Origin of the sequence: Bacillus sp. SG-1 (assembly GCF_000181495.1) — a bacterium.
Classification (GTDB): domain Bacteria; phylum Bacillota; class Bacilli; order Bacillales; family Bacillaceae_B; genus Rossellomorea.
In genome coordinates this window covers 16,661-39,257 of sequence record NZ_ABCF01000013.1, presented here as the reverse complement: position 1 = coordinate 39,257, position 22,597 = coordinate 16,661, and the positions used below count along the sequence as shown (strand labels likewise).

The following is a 22,597-nucleotide window of genomic DNA, read 5'->3' as shown; positions in this document are numbered from 1 at the left end:
TTCTACTCTGTATAGCCAATATCCTTCTAGAAGACAAAACTAGAAGAATTTAGACATTTTATGCTGTTTTTCTTATTTGGCTGTGTTAAAAGTGTAATGTTGATTTCTTAAGCATAATAATGGTTAGATTTCCGCTACAGGCGCACGACTCAGCGGGGCGGGCGGTGAACTAAAAAGCGGAAGCGGCCGTTCAGTGACGTACAGATTTCAGGGCTCTTGTATGAGATAAAGGAATCACGAAGAGCGTTAGCGATTCGATAATGACTTATCGTAAGGAGAGAGAGACCGAAACCTGCTAGTCACTAAGTCCGTTTCAGTGGGTACGGACCCTCGGCCGCTGGAGCTAGATTGGCCTCCCTCGGCTGCCCCTGTGGGGTTACGTTCCGGTGGGTACGTAACCTTGGTCGCACCTGTCATCAAAAGTGGAAGCGCCATGATTAGCCCCGACAGGCAAATGTTCCTAAGAGAAAAAAAGGCGATCTTCCTTTTATTCTCTTAGGGTTATTTGACCCCGAGGGGCTTGGCGCTGGAGCTAGACGTCCCGCTAGTCCCGCAGGAGGTCGCACACCTTCCGCTTCACTCGAACAAGATAGTACCTTTGAAGTTATATAATTTATCTTTTTTCTAAATAACATCACTATCAATTAACAAAGCCTTTTATTTAGGAGGCAGATATCTTAATTTCCGCTCTTCGTAAACATGCCGAATGCACGCTTATACAACTGCCAAAAGCTTGCCTGTGGAACATCTTCTTTCGCTATCAGCGGTGTTTCGGAAAGTGTTTTCCCATCCTTTTCAACGACAAGTTTCCCGATTGTATCACCTTTTTTAACAGGAGCTTTCAACTTCTGGAGTTTCACTTTTTTCTCGATACCGTCAAGCTTTTCACCTTTTTTCGCTAAAAGGGAAATCGGCTCATTCGTCATCGCTTCAACTTCTTTTGCTTTCCCTTTTGATATTTCAGCTTTTCCGACACTTGCCCCTTTTTCAAACAAAGGCTGTGTTTGATACTGACTGAATGCATAATCGAACATCTTGCTTATTTCTGCATTGCGGTCCTTCGGTGTCGGCTCTCCGAATACAACGGCAATGACCCTCATATTGTCTTTCTTCGCAGTAGCTGTCAGACAGTATTTCGCCTCGTTTGTAAATCCGGTTTTCAGTCCGTCCACGCCCGGATAAAAACGGACCAGCTTATTCGTATTCACCAGCCAGAATTTTTTATCTGTATCTTCACGCAAGTAGGACTCATAAGTTCCCGTATACTTGGTGATTTCCTGATATTTTAATAATTCCTTGGCCATCATTGCCATATCGTGTGCGGAACTATAATGTTCGCTTGCTGGAAGGCCTGTTGGATTTTTAAAATTTGTATCTTTAAGCCCAAGGTCTTTCACTTTGTTATTCATTTTTTCTACGAAGCCCTCTTCACTGCCTGCAATGTGTTCTGCCATCGCAACTGACGCATCATTTGCAGAACCGATTGAAATGCCAAGCAGCATCTCTTTAACCGTCATCACTTCTCCAGGCTCAAGGAAAATTTGTGAACCGCCCATGGATGCAGCGTATTCACTTGTTCTTACTTCATCTTCCCATTTAATTTGGCCCTTATCGAGGGCTTCCATAATCAAGATCATGGTCATGATTTTTGTCATGGATGCCGGCGGAAGTTTCTCATGACTATTTTTATCATATAGCACCGTTCCCGTATCTCTTTCAATCAAAATAGCAGATTTAGCCCCCGCAGCCAATTCTGTCTTTTTCTCCTCTGCCGAAGCAAACGGCGCAAAGGCAGAAGTGATCAATACTAACATAAGGATGGCCGATATAATTCGTCTCATTACTGGTCCTCCATTCAATGTGAAAAATTTCATAACATACATAGCCCCATTTTTTCCATCCTTATCTTTTTTATACAAGGTTTACCAATCATTTTGTAAAATCGCTCTTTTCTTAAACATTATGCTAATGATAAGTAGTATGCAGATTTCCGCTCCAGGTGCAAGACTCCGCGGGGCGGGCGTTGAGCCTCCTCGGCTGTCCCGCTAGTTCCGCAGGAGGTCACGCACCTTCCGCTCCATTCAACTCATTTAAACAAAAGGACGATTTACACTTTCTAAATACAAAAAACTTAGTCGTTGCAGCCGCTATTTGAACGTCAAAAAAGGCAGATGGTCATGTTGACCATCTGCCTTTAGGTGATTTAAGGAACATTTATATGCATTTGTACCTTGCACCGTTAATGTCCGTAATTATTCAGTTTCTTTGATTTCTCCATGGATGAGAATTGGAGCTTCCACTTTGCTTTCTGTCACTTTGATGCTTTCGTAAAGTTTGTCCTTAACGTCATCTATAGTACCAGTATTGCTGTGGATGGTTACAAGAGATTCACCTTTTTGAACTTTGTCACCAATTTTCTTTCGTAGTTCCAGCCCTACAGCGAGGTCGATGTCAGATTCTTTAGTGGCCCTTCCTGCACCTAGCCACATGGCAGCAGTTCCAACGGCATCGGCAATGATTTCCGATACATAGCCGTCCTGTTTAGCTTCCAGTTCGAAAATATGAGCTGCTTTCGGGAGTCTTTCAGGATCATCCACTACCGACTCGTCGCCCCCTTGAGATTTCAAGAAAAGCTTAAAGTTGTTCAAAGCGGATCCATCCTTCATAACAGCAACCAGTTTTTCACGTGCTTCCTCCAGGGACTCCGCTTTTCCTGCAAGATAAACCATATGACTTCCAAGAGTTAAACACAATTGTGTCAAGTCTTCAGGACCTTCACCTCTTAAAGTGTCAATCGCTTCTTTGACTTCAAGGGCATTTCCGATTGCAAATCCAAGAGGCTGGCTCATGTCAGAAATGACAGCCATAGTTCTGCGGCCGACATTGTTGCCGATGTTGACCATCGCCTGTGCCAGTTTCTGTGAATCTTCCAGATCTTTCATGAAGGCGCCTGCTCCTGTTTTAACATCAAGAACGATTGCATCTGCACCAGCTGCAATTTTTTTGCTCATAATGGAAGACGCAATTAACGGAATGCTGTTAACCGTTGCCGTTACGTCCCGAAGTGAATACAATTTCTTGTCTGCCGGTGTCAGGTTTCCACTTTGTCCGATGACGGCAATTTTGTTTTCATTCACAAGACGAATAAATTCATCGTTATCTATTTCCACATGAAACCCAGGTACTGCTTCCAATTTATCAATCGTTCCGCCGGTATGGCCAAGACCTCTTCCGCTCATCTTAGCTACAGGAACGCCAACAGCTGCTACTAGCGGTCCAAGGACCAAAGTGGTCGTATCGCCGACACCGCCTGTGGAATGCTTATCGACTTTAACCCCTTCAATCGCCGATAAATCGATTTGGTCGCCGGATTTGACCATTGCCATTGTAAGGTCTGCTCGTTCCCTTTCAGTCATTCCCTGAAAGAAAATTGCCATAGTCAAAGCACTTGCTTGATAATCCGGTATGCTTCCATCTGTATATCCTTCAACAAAATAATTGATTTCTTCCGAGGTAAGCTCCTGGCCATCCCGTTTCTTTTCGATCACATCAACCATTCTCATTTCCAATCACCTCAAAAACATAGTCATCTTACAGATTTATTTCCTGTAATCTCAGTTTGTTACATCGATTTAACGATGGTTTTTACATAGTTGAGGAAGTCTGCCCTGACCTTCTCAGTTGTCTCAATTACTTCATCGTGAGTAAGGGGCTGATCGAGAATTCCTGCTGCCATGTTTGAAATACAAGAAATTCCGAGCACATTCATTCCTGAGTGCCTTGCCACAATCACTTCCGGAACAGTCGACATTCCCACTGCATCTCCGCCAAGCGTCCTGATCATACGCACCTCGGCAGGTGTTTCATACACCGGGCCAGTGTTGCCGACATACACACCTTCTCTTACTTTGAGAGAGATCTTTTCAGCTGTCGATCTTGCCAGCTCACGAAGTGATTTACTATAGGCTTCTGACATGTCCGGGAATCGAACGCCAAGACGGTCATCATTCGGTCCAATCAGCGGGTTCCCTCCCATATTGTTGATATGGTCGGAAATGATCATTAAGTCACCAGGCTCAAAGGATTCATTCACCCCACCTGCTGCGTTTGTAACAATAAGAGTTTCCACGCCCAATTCCTTCATCACACGTACAGGGAAGGTCACTTTATCAAACCCGTAGCCTTCATAAAAATGAAACCTGCCTTGCATGGCTACGACTTCTTTTCCTGACAGCCTTCCGAATACTAATTGTCCTGCATGCCCGGCTACTGTTGAGACCGGAAAGTCTGGTATTTCTTTGTACGGTACAACTACCGGGTTTTCAATTTCGTCGGCGAGAACGCCTAAGCCGGACCCAAGAATGAGGCCGATTGCCGGTTTCCCTGTATATTTATTTTTTAAAAAGTTAGCTGCATTTTCAATTTGTTCAAATTTCATCTCAAGACTCCTTAGTAATTTCTTTCAAGAAACTTTCGCCGTATTTCGGCATCTTCACATTAAAATTATCTGCAACAGTTGCTCCAACGTCTGCAAATGTTTTGCGAACAGGGATTTCTTTTCCGCCATTCATTCGTTTAGAGTAAACCAGCAAAGGTACGTACTCTCTTGTATGGTCTGTTCCAGGATGTACTGGATCATTACCGTGGTCTGCTGTAATGATCAATAAATCATCTTCAGTCATCCTTTCAAATACTTCCGGAAGACGGGCATCAAATTCCTCAAGGGCTTTACCATAACCTTCAGGATCGCGGCGATGACCGAACAATGCATCGAAATCCACGAGATTCAAGAAGCTCAGTCCGGTGAAATCCTGCTCGAAAGACTTGACCATTTGATCCATTCCGTCCATATTATGCTTGGTTCGAACAGATTCCGTCACACCTTCCCCATTGTAAATATCAGAGATTTTCCCCAGGGCAATGACATCGTATCCTGAATCTTTCAGTTCGTTCATGACTGTTCGTTCAAACGGCTTCAATGCATAATCATGCCTGTTTGAAGTACGTTTGAAATTCCCCGGTTCACCAACAAATGGTCTTGCGATAACCCGGCCAACAAGATATTTTTCGTCTTTTGTCAGTTCGCGGGCGATTTCACAAATTTTATATAATTCCTCAATTGGAACAATGTCTTCATGAGCCGCAATCTGAAGCACAGGGTCAGCTGATGTATAAACGATCAATGCACCTGTTTCCATATGCTCCTTGCCAAGTTCCTCTAGAATGGCTGTTCCGCTTGCCGGCTTATTGCCTATGATTCCCCTACCCGTTTTTTCTTGAAGTTCTTTCAATAATTCTTCAGGGAACCCATCCGGATATACTTTGAATGGCTGGCTGATATTCAGCCCCATGATCTCCCAGTGGCCTGTCATCGTGTCTTTCCCTACAGAAGCTTCTTCCATCTTTGTGTAGTAAGCCAAAGGAGTTTCCTGTTTTTCGATCCCTTTTATTTCTCGGATATTTGATAAACCGAGCTTCGCCATATTTGGCATATTCAACCCATTCATATGCTCAGCAATATGCCCTAATGTATCTGCCCCTTCATCATTGAAATCTTTAGCATCAGGCGCTTCGCCGATTCCAACAGAGTCCATGACAACCAGGTGAATTCTTTTGTATGTATAATTGCTCATTTGTCTCTTCCTCCTTTAATAATTTGTTCCCTCTTTTAACTGTTTTATGGAGTCCATTCCTCCACTTATTATATTTGGTCATTAATACGTTTATATTACCCCGATTACCGGGTTGTAACCAAAAGAAGATTCGTCAGAAGTCAGACAACCTTATTTTAAAGGTGATACTTTTAAAATACAAGCGTTTTCATCCATATTGCATCTGCTCCATTATTCGCTGCCGAAAAAGAAAAACCGCCGGCAAAGTTAAGCCCGCGGGTGAAATTTTGAATAAACGTCTTTCATTCTCGTCTTTGTCACATGTGTATAAATTTGAGTTGTAGAAATATCCACATGTCCGAGCATTTCCTGCACAGCACGCAGGTCAGCCCCATTCTCTAGCAGATGTGTAGCAAATGAATGCCTGAGGGTATGAGGTGTCAGTTCTTTAGTAATCTTCGCTTCGGCAGCCAGTCCCTTTAAAATTTTCCAGAAGCCCTGCCTTGATAATCCTTTTCCATGGTGATTCAAAAAGAGTGAATCGTCTTTATGCTTTTTACTGACCAATTTCGGCCGTCCTTCCAAAAGGTACTTTTCCAGCACAGTAATGGCGGCCTTTCCAATAGGGATGATCCGTTCCTTATTGCCTTTTCCTATACAGCGGACAAAGCCCATTTTCAGGTGGACATCATCCATCTTAAGCCTGATCAATTCAGATACACGGATTCCCGTTGCATAAAGCACCTCAAGCATCGCTTTATCCCTGATTCCAAGGGCAGAGCTTTCCTGCGGAGCTTCCAGGAGAGCTTCCACTTCATCTATACTGAGTACCTTCGGGAGTGAACGTTCCATTTTGGGTGACTCAATATGTATAGAAGGATCTTGATCCGTTACCTTCTCACGCAGAAGGAACTGGTGAAAAGACCGAATGGAAGCTACATGCCTGGCAACTGTTTTGGCAGACTTTCCTTCATTTTTCAAATGGCCAAGAAATCCGGTAATATTGACTCTCTGAACATCATTCCAGCTTTCTGCTGAATCCACGTTTTGAATGAATTTCATATAATTTTTCAAGTCACGCTGATAGGAATCTACCGAATTCTTTGCCAGACCCTTTTCAACAATCAAAAAATGGATATAATCTTGTAGTCGGCTCTCCAAGCTTCATTACTCCCCATTCATATAAAAAAGTAATAGCCGGTCAGTCCAGCTGCGGTCCTCCTCTGATACAGTCTGGAATACCTTTACAGCCGCACCTTCCGGCTCATCGTATCTGTGATAGTTTTCATATTCTTCACTTATACACATAATACCATAGTAAAAAAGAATCGTAGAGCCTGTAAACAATATAAATACCTTAATTGTGTGCCAAATTGTCTTCATGCCTGTTTGAAACATACGCCTGTCCTCCATAAACGTTCTTTCTAACAAGCTATGACGAAAAAGGCGTGATTTATACCACAACTCAGTAAAAATCCTATATTCATATGCGGTACCGTAAGCATTGCTTCAGTTGCAGGTGGACGACTTCGTGTGACGGGCGGTGAGATTCAAGGGGCTGGCTTCTCTCATATGTTAAGTGCTCTTGATGATTCAACATTAGGGCTATTTCTGCATGGCCTCGAAAAAGACCTCATGACACTTTTGACGCGAATTTGCTGGGTTCATGTCCTTGAGGAACCCCCTCATGACACTTGTGGGGGAATTTGCCCCGGTTCATGTCCTTGAGAAGCTCCCTCATGACACTTTTGACGAGATTTGCCTCGGTTTATGTCCTTGAGAAACCCCCTCATGATAACGGAGATTCACTCGGTTCGTGTCCTTGAACTCCCTCATGACACTTTTGGCGGGAATTTTTCAATGTCTACAAAAAACTTTCTAAAAAAACTCAAAAAAAAGAACTGACATCACGACGGCCAGTTCTGCGGTTTTATTCATTTTCATTTCCGTCTTCTGTTTTTTCCTGGCATCTATAGCAAATGCCATGAAACGTCAGACGGTGGTCTTTTATTTTAAACTTCCAATCTCTTTCTACAATCGCTTCGACATCTTCAAGTAAATCTTCTTGAATTTCATCTACAGCTCCGCATTCTATACACACCAGGTGATGGTGAAAATGAGCGGCTCCTTCTTGACGGAGATCATACCTCGATACACCATCGCCGAAATTTATTTTGTCTACAATTTTCAACTCTGTCAAAAGCTCTAATGTCCGATAGACAGTGGCCAATCCAATTTCGGGAGATTTTTCTTTAACGAGGAGGTATACATCTTCTGCACTAAGATGATCTTCTTCATTTTCCAATAAAACTCTTACTGTCGCTTCTCGCTGTGGTGTCAGCTTATAGCTGGCAGAAGAAAGCTGTTTCTTTATACGGTCTATTCTGCTTTCCATAATCCGGCTCCCTCCCCCGTCAATGTCTCCATTATTATAACAAAAAGGGACGGATATGCAAAATAAAATCATTATAAAGTAGGGATTATAATCGTTATCATATAATAGTAATTATCATTTGTTAGAAAGGTTAACCATTGTCTTCATCAAGCTTGGAGAGATATATGCTTCAATACCGGCTGCTACTGTTATAACGGCTATCGCCAGAACAAAGGCAATGACATATCTCGAGAGTAACGGCACCATCTGCACTTGCAGATGCGGAGAAAGCTTCATGAAGATTTTGCGTATGAGCGTCAGAGAGAAGCTGACACTTATCACTCCTATATAAATGAAGGCCGGGATGATGACAATATTTTGCGGCAGGACAGTAGCAAATGAAAGCAGAAATCCGCTCCACCCCATTTGATTCACTAAGAATCCGACCGTAAAGCCGATCACGACCCCCTTCATAAACAATAGAATAAAAATAAGCGGAAGGCCTATGATGGATATTCCAAGAATCCACATCAAGCCTAAATATTTCACATTATGAAGAAAACTCTGGCGAAACAAGTCTTCTGCAGAAGTAAATTGTCCGTCAGCAATTTCTCCAAAAAACTGCCCCAGGTAAAAGTACAGGTCTTCTTTTTGGGTAAACGACAGACTGTTTACGACCACTGCCCCGAAAATAACCCCCATTAAGAATAAAGTCAGTATAAATAAATAGATAGAGGAATGTGATTGTACATGATCAATTATTGGATTTTTTGCTGAGATTCCCTTTCGCATTGTTTTCCTCCTCATTGCTTATTACTAGATACTATGTTGGGAATCTATCAATTATGTTGCGAAGAAGGGGTAAATACCGGTTATTTTTTTATACTCAGGAGTTGCGGTGCGCAGTTATATTCGATATAATCTTCTGAAAACTCTGGAGGAGATACGATGGAAACCCCTATATTATTTGACTTTCCGGACGTCATTGAAACAAACCGACTTTACATTAAACCCTGTAAGCCAGGGGACGGGAAAATCGTTCATGAAGCTATCAATTCTTCTATTAAATCCCTGGCAGAATGGATGCCTTTTGCCCAAAAAGAACAGACGATTGAAGAAATAGAGACAGGCTTACGCGAGTCATACGCCCAATTTATTCTGAGAAAAGATTTCAGACTGCATATTTACAAGAAAGATAGTGGTGAACTGGCCGGATCAACCGGATATCATCGTATTGACTGGAAGACAGGCAGTGTGGAAATCGGTTATTGGGGCGTCTCTTCCTTTGGCGGCAGAGGATATATTACCGAAGCTGTTAAGGAGTTGACCCGCTTTGCTTTTGAACAGTTCGCCTTTAACAGGGTGGAGATTCGTTGTGATGAGTTGAACCTGGCTTCGCGCCGGATCCCTGAACGGCTTGGCTTCACCCTCGATGGAGTGCTGCGCCGCAACGCCTTGAGTGCAGATGGAAAAGAATTCAGAAATACGTGTGTTTACTCGGTCCTAGCAGCCGAATGGAACTACCATCATCATTAAAGCTTTTAAAAAGGCTCTTTTCGTAAACTTTGTTGCTATTTAATACGAACTATAAAAAATACTTACTTAATTAACTAAAAATAGCTGATAAACAAGAAGAAAAGAGCTAATTCACCTTGTTCAGAGAAAAAAGCCCTTGTCTCCAAGGGGAAAAATCCGGCTCTTTGGATTTTTCCGAGGGCAACAATATATACGAAAACAGCGTTTAAAAAAGAATGTCCTTCTGCCAAAGCACATTTACACTGAAAAAGTGATCAGTACAGCGAGATACTGAGAAAAAGAAGCTAAAATCACGGTGGTGCCATACTGGAAAAATGTTTAACGTACGGCTTACTATAACAACCCCAACCGCACCGTAATGCTTTATACAAGGCTTTCCTCCAAAAAGGACAATGGCTCATACAGCCATTGTCCTCGTTATGCACCAAATCACTTACGTTTTAGAAACTCTTCCATATCTTCCCCCGCCGCCCGCGTTAATGACCAGTTCTCCTATCCTGGCTTTATGGATGCTTTCCGCAAGTTGAATTGTCGTTACTTCTGCAATTTTTTCCCGTGGGACAAAATGCAATATGTCCATTTCGGTACCGAAGTGATTCAGTAATTTTTCTAATGTCTTCGGCCCCAGACCCGGAATGTACTCCAGCGGGATTTGCGGAATATAAGGCGGTCTCACTGGCGGTGGTGCGTCTCCGGATAATTCGGCAATACGATGCTTTACTCCCCTGATTTTCCTGGTGTGACCGCACTCGGGACACTCTCCAGCTTTATCAGGTATAATCATTTCGCAGCTGTTGCAGGTTGTTTCATAGTATTTTCCCAAGAGAGGGTCCAGACCATAATTGGCTGCAATCTTTCGTCCCTCCTGATTCTTCAATGCCTTCGCCAGTTCGTTGAATGAAGGAGAGGCCATTGTAATCGAATTGTACTCCCTCGCCATTTTCGCGAGGGAATGGGCATCCGAATTAGTCAAGAACGGGTAGCCGTGCAGCTCAGCAATATTATTAGCCATTGCCGTATTACTGCTCAGCCCAAGCTCAACTGCATCTATCATTTCAGGATAAAACACTTCGCTTAAGGATGTGCTTACGCCCTTTCCATAAAGACTCTTAAAGGGCGTAAAAATATGGGCGGGAATAAAAAGTCCCCCTAATGCTTTCACCTTTTCCTGCAATTCTTTTCCTTCTGCATAAATCCTTTGTGAACTAAGGTGAACGTTTGTCACCCTGTCTCCCAGCCAAACAGAGAAAGATTTCAGCGCCTTTAGATCCGGAAAATAAGCAAGTACATGAATTGGCCCCTTACAGGTCTCATCGTTTATTTCCAGTTCACTTCCGGGAATAAGAACCAGTCCGCTTTCATGCTGAAAGCCACCGTCGTCCAACTCCGTCAGCTCTCCTTTTTCAATCAGCAGCTCGATTTCCTGTATGACTTCCGGTGAATGACAATCAATGATTCCAGTCATATGAAGACCTTTTGGATAACTTGAGTATCGCAGAATATTACTGAGGGTCAATGTCCGTGAACCGGTGATTTTTACCGCCCGTCCGCTTGCAGTCCTTCCTATATGAACATGCAAGTCTGCGAAGTATTGTCTCATTGTCCTTTCAATGCTTCTTTCAATTGAAGGTATTGTACAGCATAAGCTGTTTTTGCATCATAAATCCGCTTCTCTTCAATCATTGTTTGAGCTTCCTCAAGGCTTACCTCCAGTAGTTCTACAAACTCGTCTTCATCCGCCTCACTTGCATTTTCCAATTGATAGATATCCTCTGCAATGAACAGATGAACCAATTCATCTGCAAACCCGGGAGATGTATAGAAGGAAATGAGAGGCTTCATTTTCTTACAGGCGTAACCTGTCTCTTCTTCCAACTCTCTTTCCGCCGTTTTCATTGGCTCCTCACCCTTTTCCAATTTTCCTGCAGGAATTTCCACTATCGATTGTTCCAATGCTTTACGGTATTGTTCGACCATCACGATTTTCCCTTCCGGCGTCAAGGCAATGACCGCCACCGCTCCGGGATGTTTAATCAATTCGCGTTTAGACGTTTTGCCATCAGGGAGACTTACTTCATCTACTTGCAAGTCAATAATTTTCCCCTGGTAGATTTTTTCTGTTTTCAATGTTTTTTCTTCAAATTTCTTCATATTTACACTCCTCTTCTTAGAGCCTCATTGATAAAAGTATTATATCAAAATTTCTTTCCATTCCCATTATCCCTGCTTTCACTCATACTATTACCTTTTTTGAATATAGATTAATCACATTCGGACTTTGACCATTTTATCCTTCTCTGTTTCAGATATTAAATTCTCTTGTGGAGGTTTTTTAGATGAAAGTGATAGTTCACCCAAAAGGATTCATTCTTCAGGGGAAAGCCTGGGAAATCAAGGCCAAACTGAAAGAATACAGCAATAAATTCACTTATGTTGAGGACTGGGTTAAAGCCGCGAACGATGCCAAACAGTAAATTGGTTTCTTCTGTCCTGATTCGATACAATAGCCTTAACCATCGTGAGGAAAGGACGGAGTAAATCATGGAAAAACGGCGTTTAGGCAATTCGGACTTACATGTAAGCAGAATGGGACTGGGGTGCATGTCTCTCGGTAAAGATTTGAAGAAGGCTCAGCCTATCATTGAAGCAGCTTTGGAAGAAGGCATTAACTACTTCGATACGGCTGACCTGTACGATTTTGGGGAAAACGAACAGATTGTCGGAAAAGCACTTCACTCAGTAAGAGATAAGGTGATCATTGCCACAAAGGCGGGCAACCGCTGGGATGATGTGGAGGATGGATGGCACTGGGACCCTTCGAAGCACTATATCAAGGAAGCGGCGAAACGCAGCTTAAAAAGGCTGGGAACTGACTACATCGACTTGTACCAGCTGCACGGCGGTACTATGGAAGACCATGCAGAAGAGACCATTGAAGCATTTGAAGAACTAAAACAGGAAGGAATAATCCGCTATTACGGAATCTCTTCCATCCGCCCGAACGTCATAAAGCGATTCTCCGAGTCTTCCAATATTGTATCGGTCATGATGCAGTACAGCTTATTGGACAGGCGCCCTGAAGAAGTGTTTCCACGGCTGAAGGAAAAAAACATCAGCGTCGTGACAAGAGGACCCGTGGCAAAAGGCTTGCTCAGTGAGCAAATGCTTGAAAAAGCTTCTGGTAAAATCAAGGAGAATGGGTATCTTGATTACTCTTATTCCGAGCTTGAAGATGTCCTTGGAAGTATCCATGAAAAGCTGGGCTCCCAGAGGTCCATGACTCAAACAGCACTGCAGTATATCCTGAGCCACAAGGAAGTATCCGCTGTTGTTCCGGGCGCAAGCTCTGCGGAGCAAGTTCGGGAAAATGCACGTGCAGTCAAGGCAGAACCTTTAACAAGCGAAGAAGTACAGTTCCTGAAGGAAGTAACAAAGAATAGTGTTTATGAACAGCACCGCATCTGATCAAATACCCGGCCATTCCTCCATGCAGGGATGGTTTTGTCATTTCTTGACCCTCTGGACTTGAATTCTGGAAACAAGCAAAGTTCATTTTATTTTACAATAAAAAAACACGACTACTCTTAATTAGTCGTGTTTCTTCCCCATTCCATGGCTTTCTGTTCCATCTCCTGAACAAAATCATTTTTCCCGTCTATGTACGCATCCATATCGATTGGATACAGGGCAGCCAATTCCGTTTTCAACTTGCCATATTTCTCTGCTTCGTTCTTAAAAGCCCTCAAGTAGTCCCTAAAGACCAGGTGCCGTTCAATTTCTTTGCTGCCGCTTGGAAAAACATGAATATGGTACAGCCTTTCTCCCTCTCCAGTTTCATAGAAGAAGTACCGGCGTCCGGGTATTCCATTTTCTCCTTTGCCTATGTAACCCAAGTCCTCTAACTCGGCAGTCTTGTCATCCGCAATTCGGATATGGGGTACCTCAATCAGGAAGTCGATGATTGGCTTTGCTGCAAGTCCTTCAACAGAAGTTGAACCAATATGATGAATTGCGGCAAGTCCATCAAATACTTTATCCAGTCTTTCTTTTTCATAGAAGAACTGCTCTTTCCATTGTGGATTATGGGGTACTACCTCCACTCTCCTGTCCACTACTTGAAGTCCTTCCAGTTCATGCTGCTTTCGCCAAGCAGTTCCTCAAACGATTTATTTTTCTCGCGCTGCCTCATTTCTTCCCGTTTACGTTTCTCTTCCTCTTCTTTTCGTATGCTTTCTGCCTTTTCAAGCTCTTTCTTTTTATCCTTTAGGGCTTGAAACATATCAGACTGCAGTGTATCTTTCAGTGTCAGTTCTTCATTGTTTTTAGAAGATGGACGCTTTTGCTGCTTTTGTTTTTTCTTCATATTATTTTCCTCCTTTGTCTGGTTTCGTTTAGTGAATATCTCTCTTTTCTTAAACATTGCTGCTATTGATAGGTAGTATGCTGATTTCCGCTCCCGGTGTGCGATCCCGAGGGGCTGGGTTACGTTCTCCTTGGTGCTGGAACTAGACGTCCCGCTCATCCCGCAGAAGCTCACACACCTTCCGCTCCAATCAACTCGATATATAAAAAGGACGATCTAAACTTTCCAACAGCCACCAACTTTATGAAAACCCTTGAATATTAGCAGACTATTCTCAGTCTTCGCTGTCGAAATTAGAGACCATGTACCAGGAAGTCAACTCTTTCTAACGGTGCCGATTTGCTTTTTTACTGATTCGAAGAGGTCTGCGGAACCTTCACACTATCTTGCACGGTAATTCTTTATTATGAAAATAGAGATCACTAAAAAACCCCTGCCGTTAAAGATGATTTTATCAAAAAAATTAAAAAAGAGAAGCATATCGCTTCTCTCTTGAATAACTCTTAAAATGCATCCATTATTAAATTGTCATCAATGATCAGCTCGGGTTCTGTAGTGGACGTCACATCTTCTACTGTATAGCCCTTGGATACTTCTCTCAATACCAAGCCGTTCTCCGTAACATCAATGACGGCCCGGTCTGTGATGATCCTGTCCACAACCCCTTCCCCTGTCAGCGGCAGGCTGCATTCTTTAAGGATTTTACCCTCGCCGTTTTTGTTCACATGTTCCATGATGACGATTATTTTCCTTGCTCCATGCACGAGGTCCATGGCTCCGCCCATTCCCTTGATCATCTTCCCCGGAATCATCCAGTTGGCAAGATTACCTTTCTCGGAAACTTCCATTCCGCCCAAGATGGCCACATTTATATGGCCTCCGCGAATCATGGAAAAAGATTCCGCACTGTCAAAATACGCTGATCCAGGGATAGCCGTTACGGTTTCTTTACCGGCATTGATCAAATCGGCGTCCACCTCTTCTTCAGAAGGATAAGGGCCGATTCCAAGCAGTCCATTCTCTGATTGAAGGACAACTTGCTTGTTGTCAGAAATATAATTGGCAACCAGTGTCGGCATACCAATGCCAAGATTGACGTAAAACCCATCCTGTATTTCTTTTTCAGCTCTTCTGGCGATTTTTTCTCTCATTTTTGCGCGATCCATTCTCTTCTCTCCTTTCCGGGAATCCCAGTTATTTGCTGACCGTTCTTCTTTCGATCCGTTTTTCCTGTTGGGCCTGAATAATACGCTGAACATAAATGCTCGGTGTATGGATCTCATTGGGATTCAATTCACCAGTTTCAACCAGCTCTTCTATTTCAGCAATTGTCACTTTTCCCGCAGCAGCAATCATTGGGTTAAAGTTTCTGGCCGTTTTGTTGTAAATCAAGTTCCCCATCTTATCGCCTTTCCATGCACGGACAAGACTGAAATCAGCCGTATAGGCTTCTTCAAGCAAATACTCTTTGCCATTGAACATACGGGTTTCTTTACCTTCTGCAATCGGTGTGCCTACTCCTGCAGGTGTGTAAAAAGCCGGGATTCCCGCACCGCCTGCACGGATTTTTTCGGCAAGTGTCCCTTGAGGCACTAATTCAACTTCAATTTCTCCTGAAAGAACCTGCCGTTCAAACTCTTTATTTTCACCAACATAGGAGCCTACCATCTTCTTAATCTGCTTATTTCGCAAAAGCAGTCCAAGACCCCAGTCATCCACTCCGCAGTTATTCGAAATGACGGTTAAGTCTTTTACCCCTTTATCAACAAGTGCAAGAATAAGGTTTTCCGGGATTCCGCACAATCCGAATCCGCCGACCATCAACGTCGCTCCATCTTGAATATCTGCAATCGCTTCTTCAAAAGAAGTATTTACTTGTTTCATCCCTTTTCCTCCTCTGCAAAAAAAGTTTATGCCCTCTCTACTACTGTAGCGACTCCCTGTCCGCCGCCGATGCATAGTGTTGCCAATCCAAGCTTTGCATCTCTGCGGCCCATCTCATGAATCAGGGTCACAAGGATGCGTGTACCGCTCGCACCGATTGGATGACCAAGTGCGATGGCGCCGCCGTTAACATTCAGCTTTTCTTTATTGAATGTTAACTCACGGTCCACTGCAAGCGATTGGGCAGCAAAAGCCTCATTCGCTTCCACAAGATCCATGTCTGCCAGTGAAAGGCTTGTTTTCTCCAATACATTCTTCACAGCAGATACAGGCCCGATTCCCATCACTGCAGGATCTACCGCAGCATTGGCATTGCCTCTGATCGTGACCAACGGTGTGATGCCCAGCTCTTCAGCCTTCTCTTTTGACATTACCACGACCGCAGCAGCTCCGTCATTGATTCCGGAAGCATTCCCAGCTGTTACACTTCCCTCTTTTCTAAATGCCGCTCTCAAGCCGCCCAATTTTTCCGCTGTGGAAGACTTACGCGGAAATTCATCTGTTTTGAAGACAATTGGATCTCCTTTTCTCTGAGGAATTTCGACAGGAACAATTTCACTGTCAAACTTTCCATTTTCCATAGCTGCTGCAGCCTTTTCCTGGCTCCAGGCCGCAAACTCATCTTGTTCTTCTCTTGAAATCGAGTAGCGGTCACAAAGATTTTCCGCCGTCATTCCCATATGGTAATCATTGAACGCACACCATAATCCATCCGAGATCATGCTGTCGACCACTTTACCGTCTCCCATTCTATATCCGTTTCTTGCATTCTTAAGTAAGTACGGTGCCTGGCTCATGTTCTCCATTCCACCTGCTACAATGATGTCGGCATCTCCTGCAATGATAGCCTGTGCAGCTAAGTGGACAGTCTTCAAACCGGATCCGCATACTTTATTTATTGTCAGCGCCGGAACCGTCTCCGGCATGCCGGCTTTCAATGCCGCCTGTCTTGCAGGATTTTGTCCGAGACCTGCCTGCAGGACATTCCCCATGATGACCTCATCTACGTCGTTCGCCGACACTCCCGCCTTTTCCAGTGCGTTTTTGATCACTATCGCTCCCAGTTCAGGCGCTGAGATATCCTTTAAAGATCCGTTGAAGCTGCCTATTGCAGTACGGACTGCACTTACAATTACTACTTCTTTCGTCATGTCGTTTGTCCTCCTTATGCCTGGCTTGCAAGATATACAGCAAGCCGCCTATCTATTTTTCATCTACTTATATTGCTTTCTATGTAAGCGCTTGAAATCCTCTTATTTCGTCAAAAATTTTATAGTTGATTTTTAAATCTGAATCTTTCTACAATGGTAATAGAACTTATTTTTGGATCTGGAGGAATTTCAATGGACTTACCTAAAAAAGTCACGATGATTGAAGTCGGCCCACGGGACGGCCTGCAAAATGAAAAAAACTTTGTTCCTACGGATATAAAAATCCAATTCATCCGCGCACTTAAGGAAGCCGGTTTGAAAGAAATGGAGCTGACTTCATTTGTCTCTCCAAAATGGGTGCCTCAAATGAAGGATGCAAGTGAAATTGTTGAATCCTGTTTGAACAGCGAACGTGATATTGTGCTTGCGCCGAACCGTAAAGGTGTGGACCGCGTTCTTGAAACCAAAGGAAAAGCCGTGGCCGTTTTTGTCGGTGTCAGCAACAGTTTTAACAAGAAAAATATCAACAAAACGACAGCCGAAAGCCTTGAAGAGCTAAAACCGATTGTCGGTGAACTGAAGGAAAAAGGCTATTTTGTCCGGGCCTGCATCTCTACTTCTTTCTATTGCCCCTATGAAGGTAAAATTCCTCCTCAGGAAACCCTTCAACTATGCAGGGAATTTGTTGACATGGGGGTGGATGAGTTAAGCGTGGCCGATACAATCGGCATGGCAAATCCCAAGGAGTCCTTCGAGCTGTTTTCCTTGCTGAAGAAGACGCTTCCTGAGGTTTTGATGACCGCCCATTTCCATGATACCCGCAAAATGGCCTTGGCTAATATCCTGGCTTCCCTGCAGGCGGGAGTCGACCGTTTCGACACATCTGCCGGCGGACTCGGCGGCTGTCCCTTCGCGCCCGGAGCATCGGGCAATGCAGCCACAGAAGATGTTGTCTTTATGCTGCACCAAATGGGAATTGAAACAGGAGTCGATCTTGACAGCCTGACAGCGGCAGTCAACCTTGTCGCACCTCATCTTTCCCGTACCATCGACACCGGTTATTACAAGCTGCAAACATCTGCCCAGTAACCTGAATAGGCTGCAATCCCTTGAGCATCCTAATCCTATACCCTATTAGGAAAGGAAGAGTAGCATGAGCCAAAAGCGCGAAAAGGGATACAGCCAAAAAGGGAAGCCCCATGCCGACAGTGTACAGAATGTGATTTCAAAGGAAGAGCTTGAAAAAGCCGTTCACCCGACAAAACGCCAGAATTCCGAACAGTGAATACTGAAATGAATCTTCTTGTACCGGCCAGCTTTTTGCAGGCCGGTGTTTCTTTTTTAGAGGATGGTGAGGACGGATCTGGCTGTGCTGACTTGACCCTTCCTCTCTCTTTGAGCTAATTAAATAAGTTTTTTTATGCCTGACTACGAAAGTGATGATAAAATATTGTTAACTTATTTGTGGAGGATTTCATATGAAAAAGTGGCTGCCGGCCGTCGGCGGAGCTCTTGCAGCTGCCGCGGGACTCGGTGTTTTTTTAACCAACCAGTTTATGTATCTGAAAAAGAAAGACGAACACGTTATACTTCAACGGGAAATATCAGCAGGACGCCTGAAGCTTGAAGAGTATAATGCCCTTCCAAAGGAAGAAGTCAGCATCCCTTCTCCTTTTGGTTACGATATCAAGGCGGTGTTTGTTCACCCCAATCCTGGGAATAAATATATGATCTTTTGTCACGGGGTAACAGAGAATAAGCTCAATTCTTTAAAATATATGAATCTTTTTCTGAAAAGGGGATTTAACGCAGTAGTTTATGACCATCGGCGCCACGGAGAATCAGGAGGCAAAACCTCCAGCTATGGATTCTTTGAAAAACAGGATTTGAAGGCGGTTGTGGATGAGCTGATCAGACGCCAGGGAGAAGATGTTTATTTTGGCATTCACGGCGAATCGATGGGAGCCGCGACCATGCTGCTATATGCCGGCTCTGTGGAAGACCGTGCCGATTTCTATATTGCGGATTGTCCTTACTCCGACTTCGGCGAACAGCTTTTATACCGGATGTCGAAAGAGGTTAAACTTCCGGTCGGAAAGGTGCTTCTTCCGCTGGCCGATTTATTTCTTAAGCTTCGCGAAGGCTACAACTTGAGGGATATCTCACCGCGCTCTGTCATTGAAAACATTGAAAAGCCGGTGCTTTTTATTCACAGCATTCCGGATGATTACATCCTTGCTTCCATGACGCAGGAACTATTTGATAAAAAAAACGGAAGAAAGAAATTATTTTTTGCAGTGAACGGACTTCATGCCCAGTCCTATAATGAAAATAAGGAAGAATATGAAAAAGCGATAGATGAATTTTTGGAGGAAGTTTCTGCGGTTCATCATGTTTCTTAGAGCAAAAAGGATGACTCTGTTTATGGAGTCATCCCTCTTTAGCTAGCGGATGATGAAATTCATCCTCCCGTTAATAATTTGACCGGGACTTTTTAATTGAAACATTTTAGATGATGTCGAAAAATCGATTTTCAACTCTTTATCGTAAAAAACCTGTTTCGACTTTTCCACTAATACCGGCATGGAACCTGTATCGATTTTGATATCATCAAATCCAGTTTCATCTACATATTCTAAAACAGGGATGCCGCTCATTACACATCCGCATCCTTCTGTTTCGTATTTTATTTTTAAACAGCCTTTTTTATCGCCTATTTTTGTTTTCAAAACTTCTTGTGCTTCACTCGTTATCGTGATGTTCAACATTAAACCTCCCTGATGTTCTGCTATGACTTGAGTTTATCATAGCGGAAGAGTCATTTCATTTTTTTCGGATTGATACTGTTACACAAGATGAATGGTAGTTACTCCCGCTCACCATCCTTTAAAATCCATTGAAACGGTTGCAATTTTCTGCCCTTCCACTTACTATCAAAGTGGGGAATCTTTGTTACATTTGGAAAGGATGGTTTTCTATGGCAAAAGCACAAATAAAAGTAAACGATAATGGATCATTAAAAGTTACAGGCGATGTAGAACTTGTAGACGCAGAAGGCAACGTCGTTCCGACGAAGAGCGTATTTTCTCTTTGCCGCTGCGGATTGTCTTCCAGAATGCCTTTCTGCGACGCTTCTCATAAAGGGAAGTTCGAATCTTGCGTTCGTGCAGAAAAAGTCCTCGATGATAAAGAATAAGTGAAAAAGCTTGAAACAACAGGAGTCGTGCTCCTCTTGTTTCAGGCTTTTTTACTATTCAGTACTCTTCCGTAAAACGAACATCAACAATATCCCGAATTGACAGATAGGAAGGGTTTTCAAAGCGGTCAACGACATGAAGCTTGCTGTTTAATCCATCGTAGTAATGAATCCGGCCGATGAGTAATTCATGGCGCCGGCCTACATAATGCGTAATGGTGACCAGCCGGCCGTACTCCATGGCTTCCGCCGTAATTTCACTCAGCTCCTCGAGATGCTGTTCATCGATCTCCTTCCGCTGTTCATAACTGTCTTCCTTCGCCCAATCCCGCAGCACTTTCACGTGCTCCGGAAGCATCATGGAGGTCCACTTAATTCTCCCACGGTCGCGGTTCATGTTTATCCCCTTCTTTCTCTTGCATTTGATTTATTTCAGGTTGTGCATGTTGGGAATATCTGCTCAGCCTGAATTTGTGTGTGGTTTAAAATCCCCCTCAAAATCAGATTCGATTGGTACGCTTACACATCAGCCAGCCGGGGTCCTATGCCTTATGCCCACCCACCAAGGTCGCACGGTGTTTCGCAGTCCCGGCAGCAGTGTAGGAAATGGCCCGGAGCAGTGCACCCGATCCATATTTGTGACGGATTTGATCTACGACATAGCCGAGCTCCCTTTTCTTCCAGCGGTCAGGTTCAAACAAGCTGACCTGCATGCTTTCATCCGGAAAGAGATTGCTGATGCTGATGGAGATATTGCGGACGGTTTTGCCGTTGTAGTTTTCTTTAAAAAGCTCGAGGCAGACTTTATACAAGTCCATTGTGATGTTCGTAGGCTCTTCTATGGATCGTGACCGATGGAATCCTCCGCCGAATTCCTCCTGGCTGTAACCGATGCCCAAACTGATTGTCCGGCCTGCCTGCCGGTGATTGCGTGTTCTCCGTGCTACTTCTTCACATATTTCAAGAATGACGCTTTTGATCTCTTCTTCCTCTTTGTAGTCGCGAAGAAGGACCTGGCTCTTTCCGAAGCTGACCTGCCCTTCCATGATCGGTGCTCCAATTTCCGACAGGTCGACTCCCCAGGCATGATAGTAAAGCTGGTTGCCCATGATGCCGAACTTTTTTTCCAGCTTCTCCAAATCATATTTAGCAAGTTGGCCGACATTGAAAATCCCCATCCGGTTGAGGGTTTTCTCAAGTCGTCTGCCGATTCCCCACATTTCGCTTAACGGGGAAACCCGCCATAATTTTTCAGGGACATCTTCATAGGTCCACTCTGCAACCCCATGCTTTTTCGCTTCCAAGTCGAGGCACAGCTTCGACATAAGCATATTGGGGCCGATTCCGATGGCACAAGGGAGCTGGAATTCCCTTTCGATATCCTGTTTGATCTTCCATGCTATCGTATGGGCGTCACCCCAAAGGTTTGAAGTTCCATCTATTTTTAAAAAGCTTTCATCAACACTGTAAGTATGGATTGCATCCTTGGGAACATACCTGTGAAATAAGCGGGTAATTTCTGTGGAAATCCGGATGTAGGTAGCCATAGCGGGTTCAACCACCTGGATCTTGGGGTCCTTTGGCACTTCGAACAGACGGGAACCGGTTTTGACACCGAATTCCTTTTTCAATTTTGGGGAAGCAGCCAGAATGACGCTCCCGGGCCGATCCAACTTTCCCGCCACTGCCAAGTAGCATTCCAATGGATCGAGTCCCAGCATGACAGCCGAACAGCTCGCATAAAAACTCTTCATATCGATGCATAAAATCTTCTGGTCGGGAAGCTCACCGTAGTCGACAGTCATTCTTTTCACTCCTTTCTCAAAGGGAACATTCGTTCTATTTTATCTAAAATTGTATACGAATATACGTTCGTTTACAATTATTTTTTGTTGGTACGTCGAGAAAATTTATGAGGTTTTGGACAAAAAAGGAGAATTAGCAAAAAATGAACAGTAGTGGTGAAAAGTGAAATTGGGTTAAAAAACGATACTGCTTGGAATTTGATTCCAGGATATTGTGCCTCAGTATTATTACTATTTAAAAGTATGTAAAAAGGACAGCTGGGCGGGAGAAGGCTATTATTCCTTGCAGCTGACTGATATTAGCGACATTCAATGCGGTAATTCGCGGGGGAATTTACTTGCGAAAGGTGGGCGTAGCTTCATTACGATGAAAATATATTTCGTTGTAATGAAGCTGCCTAGGCGGGGATTGTGTTTGGCTAATCATACTATACGACTCGGTTCTACTCTGTAGGAGCACGTTTTTTCGCTAATCGTACCATTTGACGATTCGGTTCTGCTCTGTAGGGGGACGTTTACTCGCTAATCGTACCATTAGAAGCCCGATTCCCCTTTTGTAGGGGTGCGTTTACTTGCTAATCGTACCATTAGAAGCCTGATTCTCCTTCTGTAGTGG

General features: G+C 43.8%; 25 protein-coding genes. 7 read left to right on the top strand and 18 right to left on the bottom strand.

What is annotated here, in order from left to right; genetic code table 11:
- Positions 1 to 677: 677 nt before the first annotated feature.
- From BSG1_RS08975 to spoIIM, 8 genes are all read right to left on the bottom strand, one after another.
- Entirely contained in the window at positions 678 to 1,841 is a 1,164-nt protein-coding gene (locus BSG1_RS08975; protein WP_006836688.1) for a D-alanyl-D-alanine carboxypeptidase family protein, read from the bottom strand.
- A 411-nt stretch (positions 1,842 to 2,252) separates the two neighbouring features.
- Complete coding sequence (locus BSG1_RS08970) at positions 2,253 to 3,563, bottom strand: pyrimidine-nucleoside phosphorylase (RefSeq protein ID WP_006836687.1); 1,311 nt, start codon at positions 3,561 to 3,563, stop codon at positions 2,253 to 2,255.
- A gap of 59 nt (positions 3,564 to 3,622) precedes the next feature.
- Entirely contained in the window at positions 3,623 to 4,438 is an 816-nt protein-coding gene (locus BSG1_RS08965; RefSeq protein ID WP_006836686.1) for a purine-nucleoside phosphorylase, read from the bottom strand.
- A 1-nt stretch (position 4,439) separates the two neighbouring features.
- Positions 4,440 to 5,633: a phosphopentomutase gene (gene deoB, locus BSG1_RS08960; RefSeq protein ID WP_006836685.1), complete on the bottom strand. Its 1,194-nt coding sequence runs from the start codon at positions 5,631 to 5,633 to the stop codon at positions 4,440 to 4,442.
- A 246-nt stretch (positions 5,634 to 5,879) separates the two neighbouring features.
- A complete protein-coding gene (gene xerD, locus BSG1_RS08955; protein ID WP_006836684.1) occupies positions 5,880 to 6,773 on the bottom strand; it encodes a site-specific tyrosine recombinase XerD in 894 nt (297 codons plus the stop codon).
- A 6-nt stretch (positions 6,774 to 6,779) separates the two neighbouring features.
- Positions 6,780 to 7,010: a YqzK family protein gene (locus BSG1_RS08950; RefSeq protein ID WP_442852155.1), complete on the bottom strand. Its 231-nt coding sequence runs from the start codon at positions 7,008 to 7,010 to the stop codon at positions 6,780 to 6,782.
- A gap of 532 nt (positions 7,011 to 7,542) precedes the next feature.
- Positions 7,543 to 8,007, bottom strand: coding sequence for a ferric iron uptake transcriptional regulator (gene fur, locus BSG1_RS08940; protein ID WP_044022656.1), 465 nt, complete (start codon positions 8,005 to 8,007; stop codon positions 7,543 to 7,545).
- A gap of 114 nt (positions 8,008 to 8,121) precedes the next feature.
- Positions 8,122 to 8,778: a stage II sporulation protein M gene (gene spoIIM / locus BSG1_RS08935; protein WP_156791449.1), complete on the bottom strand. Its 657-nt coding sequence runs from the start codon at positions 8,776 to 8,778 to the stop codon at positions 8,122 to 8,124.
- 156 nt (positions 8,779 to 8,934) lie between these two features.
- Between spoIIM and BSG1_RS08930 the strand changes: the two genes are divergently transcribed.
- On the top strand, positions 8,935 to 9,522 hold the full coding sequence (locus BSG1_RS08930; protein WP_006836680.1) for a GNAT family N-acetyltransferase: 588 nt from the start codon (positions 8,935 to 8,937) through the stop codon (positions 9,520 to 9,522).
- Between the two features lie 433 nt (positions 9,523 to 9,955).
- On the opposite strand, the gene BSG1_RS08925 is transcribed toward BSG1_RS08930, so the two are convergent.
- The gene (locus BSG1_RS08925; protein WP_006836678.1) at positions 9,956 to 11,122 is read right to left on the bottom strand and encodes an endonuclease Q family protein; all 1,167 of its coding nucleotides are present in this window, start codon (positions 11,120 to 11,122) and stop codon (positions 9,956 to 9,958) included.
- Positions 11,119 to 11,673, bottom strand: coding sequence for an NUDIX hydrolase (locus BSG1_RS08920; RefSeq protein WP_006836677.1), 555 nt, complete (start codon positions 11,671 to 11,673; stop codon positions 11,119 to 11,121). Before BSG1_RS08920 ends, BSG1_RS08925 begins: the two co-directional genes overlap by 4 nt.
- Before the next feature lie 185 nt (positions 11,674 to 11,858).
- Here BSG1_RS08920 and mciZ point away from each other — a divergent pair, with 185 nt between their 5' ends.
- Both mciZ and BSG1_RS08910 read left to right on the top strand, forming a co-directional pair.
- Complete coding sequence (gene mciZ / locus BSG1_RS08915) at positions 11,859 to 11,996, top strand: Z-ring formation inhibitor MciZ (RefSeq protein ID WP_006836676.1); 138 nt, start codon at positions 11,859 to 11,861, stop codon at positions 11,994 to 11,996.
- A gap of 67 nt (positions 11,997 to 12,063) precedes the next feature.
- Positions 12,064 to 12,987: an aldo/keto reductase gene (locus tag BSG1_RS08910; RefSeq protein ID WP_006836675.1), complete on the top strand. Its 924-nt coding sequence runs from the start codon at positions 12,064 to 12,066 to the stop codon at positions 12,985 to 12,987.
- A 119-nt stretch (positions 12,988 to 13,106) separates the two neighbouring features.
- On the opposite strand, the gene BSG1_RS08905 is transcribed toward BSG1_RS08910, so the two are convergent.
- The 5 genes from BSG1_RS08905 to BSG1_RS08885 all read right to left on the bottom strand — a co-directional run bounded on the left by BSG1_RS08905 (position 13,107) and on the right by BSG1_RS08885 (position 16,980).
- Positions 13,107 to 13,634, bottom strand: a complete 528-nt coding sequence (locus BSG1_RS08905) for a GrpB family protein (protein ID WP_006836673.1) — start codon at positions 13,632 to 13,634, stop codon at positions 13,107 to 13,109.
- A complete protein-coding gene (locus tag BSG1_RS21650) occupies positions 13,634 to 13,885 on the bottom strand; it encodes a YqkE family protein (RefSeq protein ID WP_044022654.1) in 252 nt (83 codons plus the stop codon). The genes BSG1_RS08905 and BSG1_RS21650 overlap by 1 nt, the downstream gene beginning before the upstream one ends.
- Before the next feature lie 503 nt (positions 13,886 to 14,388).
- The gene (locus tag BSG1_RS08895; protein ID WP_006836671.1) at positions 14,389 to 15,051 is read right to left on the bottom strand and encodes a CoA transferase subunit B; all 663 of its coding nucleotides are present in this window, start codon (positions 15,049 to 15,051) and stop codon (positions 14,389 to 14,391) included.
- Positions 15,052 to 15,079: 28 nt separating this feature from the next.
- Positions 15,080 to 15,769, bottom strand: a complete 690-nt coding sequence (locus BSG1_RS08890) for a CoA transferase subunit A (RefSeq protein WP_006836670.1) — start codon at positions 15,767 to 15,769, stop codon at positions 15,080 to 15,082.
- Positions 15,770 to 15,795: 26 nt separating this feature from the next.
- The gene (locus tag BSG1_RS08885) at positions 15,796 to 16,980 is read right to left on the bottom strand and encodes an acetyl-CoA C-acetyltransferase (protein ID WP_006836669.1); all 1,185 of its coding nucleotides are present in this window, start codon (positions 16,978 to 16,980) and stop codon (positions 15,796 to 15,798) included.
- A gap of 192 nt (positions 16,981 to 17,172) precedes the next feature.
- On the opposite strand from BSG1_RS08885, the gene BSG1_RS08880 reads away from it, so the two are divergent.
- From BSG1_RS08880 to BSG1_RS08875, 3 genes are all read left to right on the top strand, one after another.
- Positions 17,173 to 18,069, top strand: a complete 897-nt coding sequence (locus BSG1_RS08880; RefSeq protein ID WP_198008220.1) for a hydroxymethylglutaryl-CoA lyase — start codon at positions 17,173 to 17,175, stop codon at positions 18,067 to 18,069.
- Positions 18,070 to 18,133: 64 nt separating this feature from the next.
- On the top strand, positions 18,134 to 18,265 hold the full coding sequence (locus BSG1_RS21560; RefSeq protein ID WP_006836667.1) for a hypothetical protein: 132 nt from the start codon (positions 18,134 to 18,136) through the stop codon (positions 18,263 to 18,265).
- A gap of 193 nt (positions 18,266 to 18,458) precedes the next feature.
- Positions 18,459 to 19,382, top strand: a complete 924-nt coding sequence (locus tag BSG1_RS08875; RefSeq protein WP_006836665.1) for an alpha/beta hydrolase — start codon at positions 18,459 to 18,461, stop codon at positions 19,380 to 19,382.
- Positions 19,383 to 19,424: 42 nt separating this feature from the next.
- Here BSG1_RS08875 and BSG1_RS08870 read toward each other — a convergent pair whose 3' ends face one another.
- On the bottom strand, positions 19,425 to 19,748 hold the full coding sequence (locus BSG1_RS08870) for an iron-sulfur cluster biosynthesis family protein (protein WP_006836664.1): 324 nt from the start codon (positions 19,746 to 19,748) through the stop codon (positions 19,425 to 19,427).
- 209 nt (positions 19,749 to 19,957) lie between these two features.
- Here BSG1_RS08870 and BSG1_RS08865 point away from each other — a divergent pair, with 209 nt between their 5' ends.
- Entirely contained in the window at positions 19,958 to 20,176 is a 219-nt protein-coding gene (locus BSG1_RS08865) for a CDGSH iron-sulfur domain-containing protein (protein ID WP_044022653.1), read from the top strand.
- A gap of 58 nt (positions 20,177 to 20,234) precedes the next feature.
- Here the strand turns inward: BSG1_RS08865 and BSG1_RS08860 are convergent, their stop codons facing one another.
- Complete coding sequence (locus tag BSG1_RS08860; protein ID WP_006836662.1) at positions 20,235 to 20,573, bottom strand: YolD-like family protein; 339 nt, start codon at positions 20,571 to 20,573, stop codon at positions 20,235 to 20,237.
- A gap of 145 nt (positions 20,574 to 20,718) precedes the next feature.
- Entirely contained in the window at positions 20,719 to 21,981 is a 1,263-nt protein-coding gene (locus tag BSG1_RS08855; protein ID WP_006836661.1) for a Y-family DNA polymerase, read from the bottom strand.
- Between the last annotated feature and the right edge of the window lie 616 nt (positions 21,982 to 22,597).

What these genes read in the sequence shown, in the direction of transcription:
- BSG1_RS21650 (WP_044022654.1), bottom strand. Translation starts at nt 13,885, where the DNA reads ATGAAGAAAAAACAAAAGCAGCAAAAGCGTCCATCTTCTAAAAACAAT.
- BSG1_RS21560 (WP_006836667.1), top strand. Translation starts at nt 18,134, where the DNA reads ATGAGCCAAAAGCGCGAAAAGGGATACAGCCAAAAAGGGAAGCCCCAT.
- fur (WP_044022656.1), bottom strand. Translation starts at nt 8,007, where the DNA reads ATGGAAAGCAGAATAGACCGTATAAAGAAACAGCTTTCTTCTGCCAGC.
- BSG1_RS08925 (WP_006836678.1), bottom strand. Translation starts at nt 11,122, where the DNA reads ATGAGACAATACTTCGCAGACTTGCATGTTCATATAGGAAGGACTGCA.
- mciZ (WP_006836676.1), top strand. Translation starts at nt 11,859, where the DNA reads ATGAAAGTGATAGTTCACCCAAAAGGATTCATTCTTCAGGGGAAAGCC.
- BSG1_RS08930 (WP_006836680.1), top strand. Translation starts at nt 8,935, where the DNA reads ATGGAAACCCCTATATTATTTGACTTTCCGGACGTCATTGAAACAAAC.
- BSG1_RS08970 (WP_006836687.1), bottom strand. Translation starts at nt 3,563, where the DNA reads ATGAGAATGGTTGATGTGATCGAAAAGAAACGGGATGGCCAGGAGCTT.
- BSG1_RS08965 (WP_006836686.1), bottom strand. Translation starts at nt 4,438, where the DNA reads ATGAAATTTGAACAAATTGAAAATGCAGCTAACTTTTTAAAAAATAAA.
- BSG1_RS08865 (WP_044022653.1), top strand. Translation starts at nt 19,958, where the DNA reads ATGGCAAAAGCACAAATAAAAGTAAACGATAATGGATCATTAAAAGTT.
- BSG1_RS08920 (WP_006836677.1), bottom strand. Translation starts at nt 11,673, where the DNA reads ATGAAGAAATTTGAAGAAAAAACATTGAAAACAGAAAAAATCTACCAG.
- BSG1_RS08885 (WP_006836669.1), bottom strand. Translation starts at nt 16,980, where the DNA reads ATGACGAAAGAAGTAGTAATTGTAAGTGCAGTCCGTACTGCAATAGGC.
- spoIIM (WP_156791449.1), bottom strand. Translation starts at nt 8,778, where the DNA reads ATGCGAAAGGGAATCTCAGCAAAAAATCCAATAATTGATCATGTACAA.
- deoB (WP_006836685.1), bottom strand. Translation starts at nt 5,633, where the DNA reads ATGAGCAATTATACATACAAAAGAATTCACCTGGTTGTCATGGACTCT.
- BSG1_RS08860 (WP_006836662.1), bottom strand. Translation starts at nt 20,573, where the DNA reads ATGAACCGCGACCGTGGGAGAATTAAGTGGACCTCCATGATGCTTCCG.
- BSG1_RS08895 (WP_006836671.1), bottom strand. Translation starts at nt 15,051, where the DNA reads ATGGATCGCGCAAAAATGAGAGAAAAAATCGCCAGAAGAGCTGAAAAA.
- BSG1_RS08950 (WP_442852155.1), bottom strand. Translation starts at nt 7,010, where the DNA reads ATGTTTCAAACAGGCATGAAGACAATTTGGCACACAATTAAGGTATTT.
- BSG1_RS08870 (WP_006836664.1), bottom strand. Translation starts at nt 19,748, where the DNA reads ATGTTGAACATCACGATAACGAGTGAAGCACAAGAAGTTTTGAAAACA.
- BSG1_RS08855 (WP_006836661.1), bottom strand. Translation starts at nt 21,981, where the DNA reads ATGACTGTCGACTACGGTGAGCTTCCCGACCAGAAGATTTTATGCATC.
- BSG1_RS08975 (WP_006836688.1), bottom strand. Translation starts at nt 1,841, where the DNA reads ATGAGACGAATTATATCGGCCATCCTTATGTTAGTATTGATCACTTCT.
- BSG1_RS08890 (WP_006836670.1), bottom strand. Translation starts at nt 15,769, where the DNA reads ATGAAACAAGTAAATACTTCTTTTGAAGAAGCGATTGCAGATATTCAA.
- BSG1_RS08910 (WP_006836675.1), top strand. Translation starts at nt 12,064, where the DNA reads ATGGAAAAACGGCGTTTAGGCAATTCGGACTTACATGTAAGCAGAATG.
- BSG1_RS08875 (WP_006836665.1), top strand. Translation starts at nt 18,459, where the DNA reads ATGAAAAAGTGGCTGCCGGCCGTCGGCGGAGCTCTTGCAGCTGCCGCG.
- BSG1_RS08880 (WP_198008220.1), top strand. Translation starts at nt 17,173, where the DNA reads ATGGACTTACCTAAAAAAGTCACGATGATTGAAGTCGGCCCACGGGAC.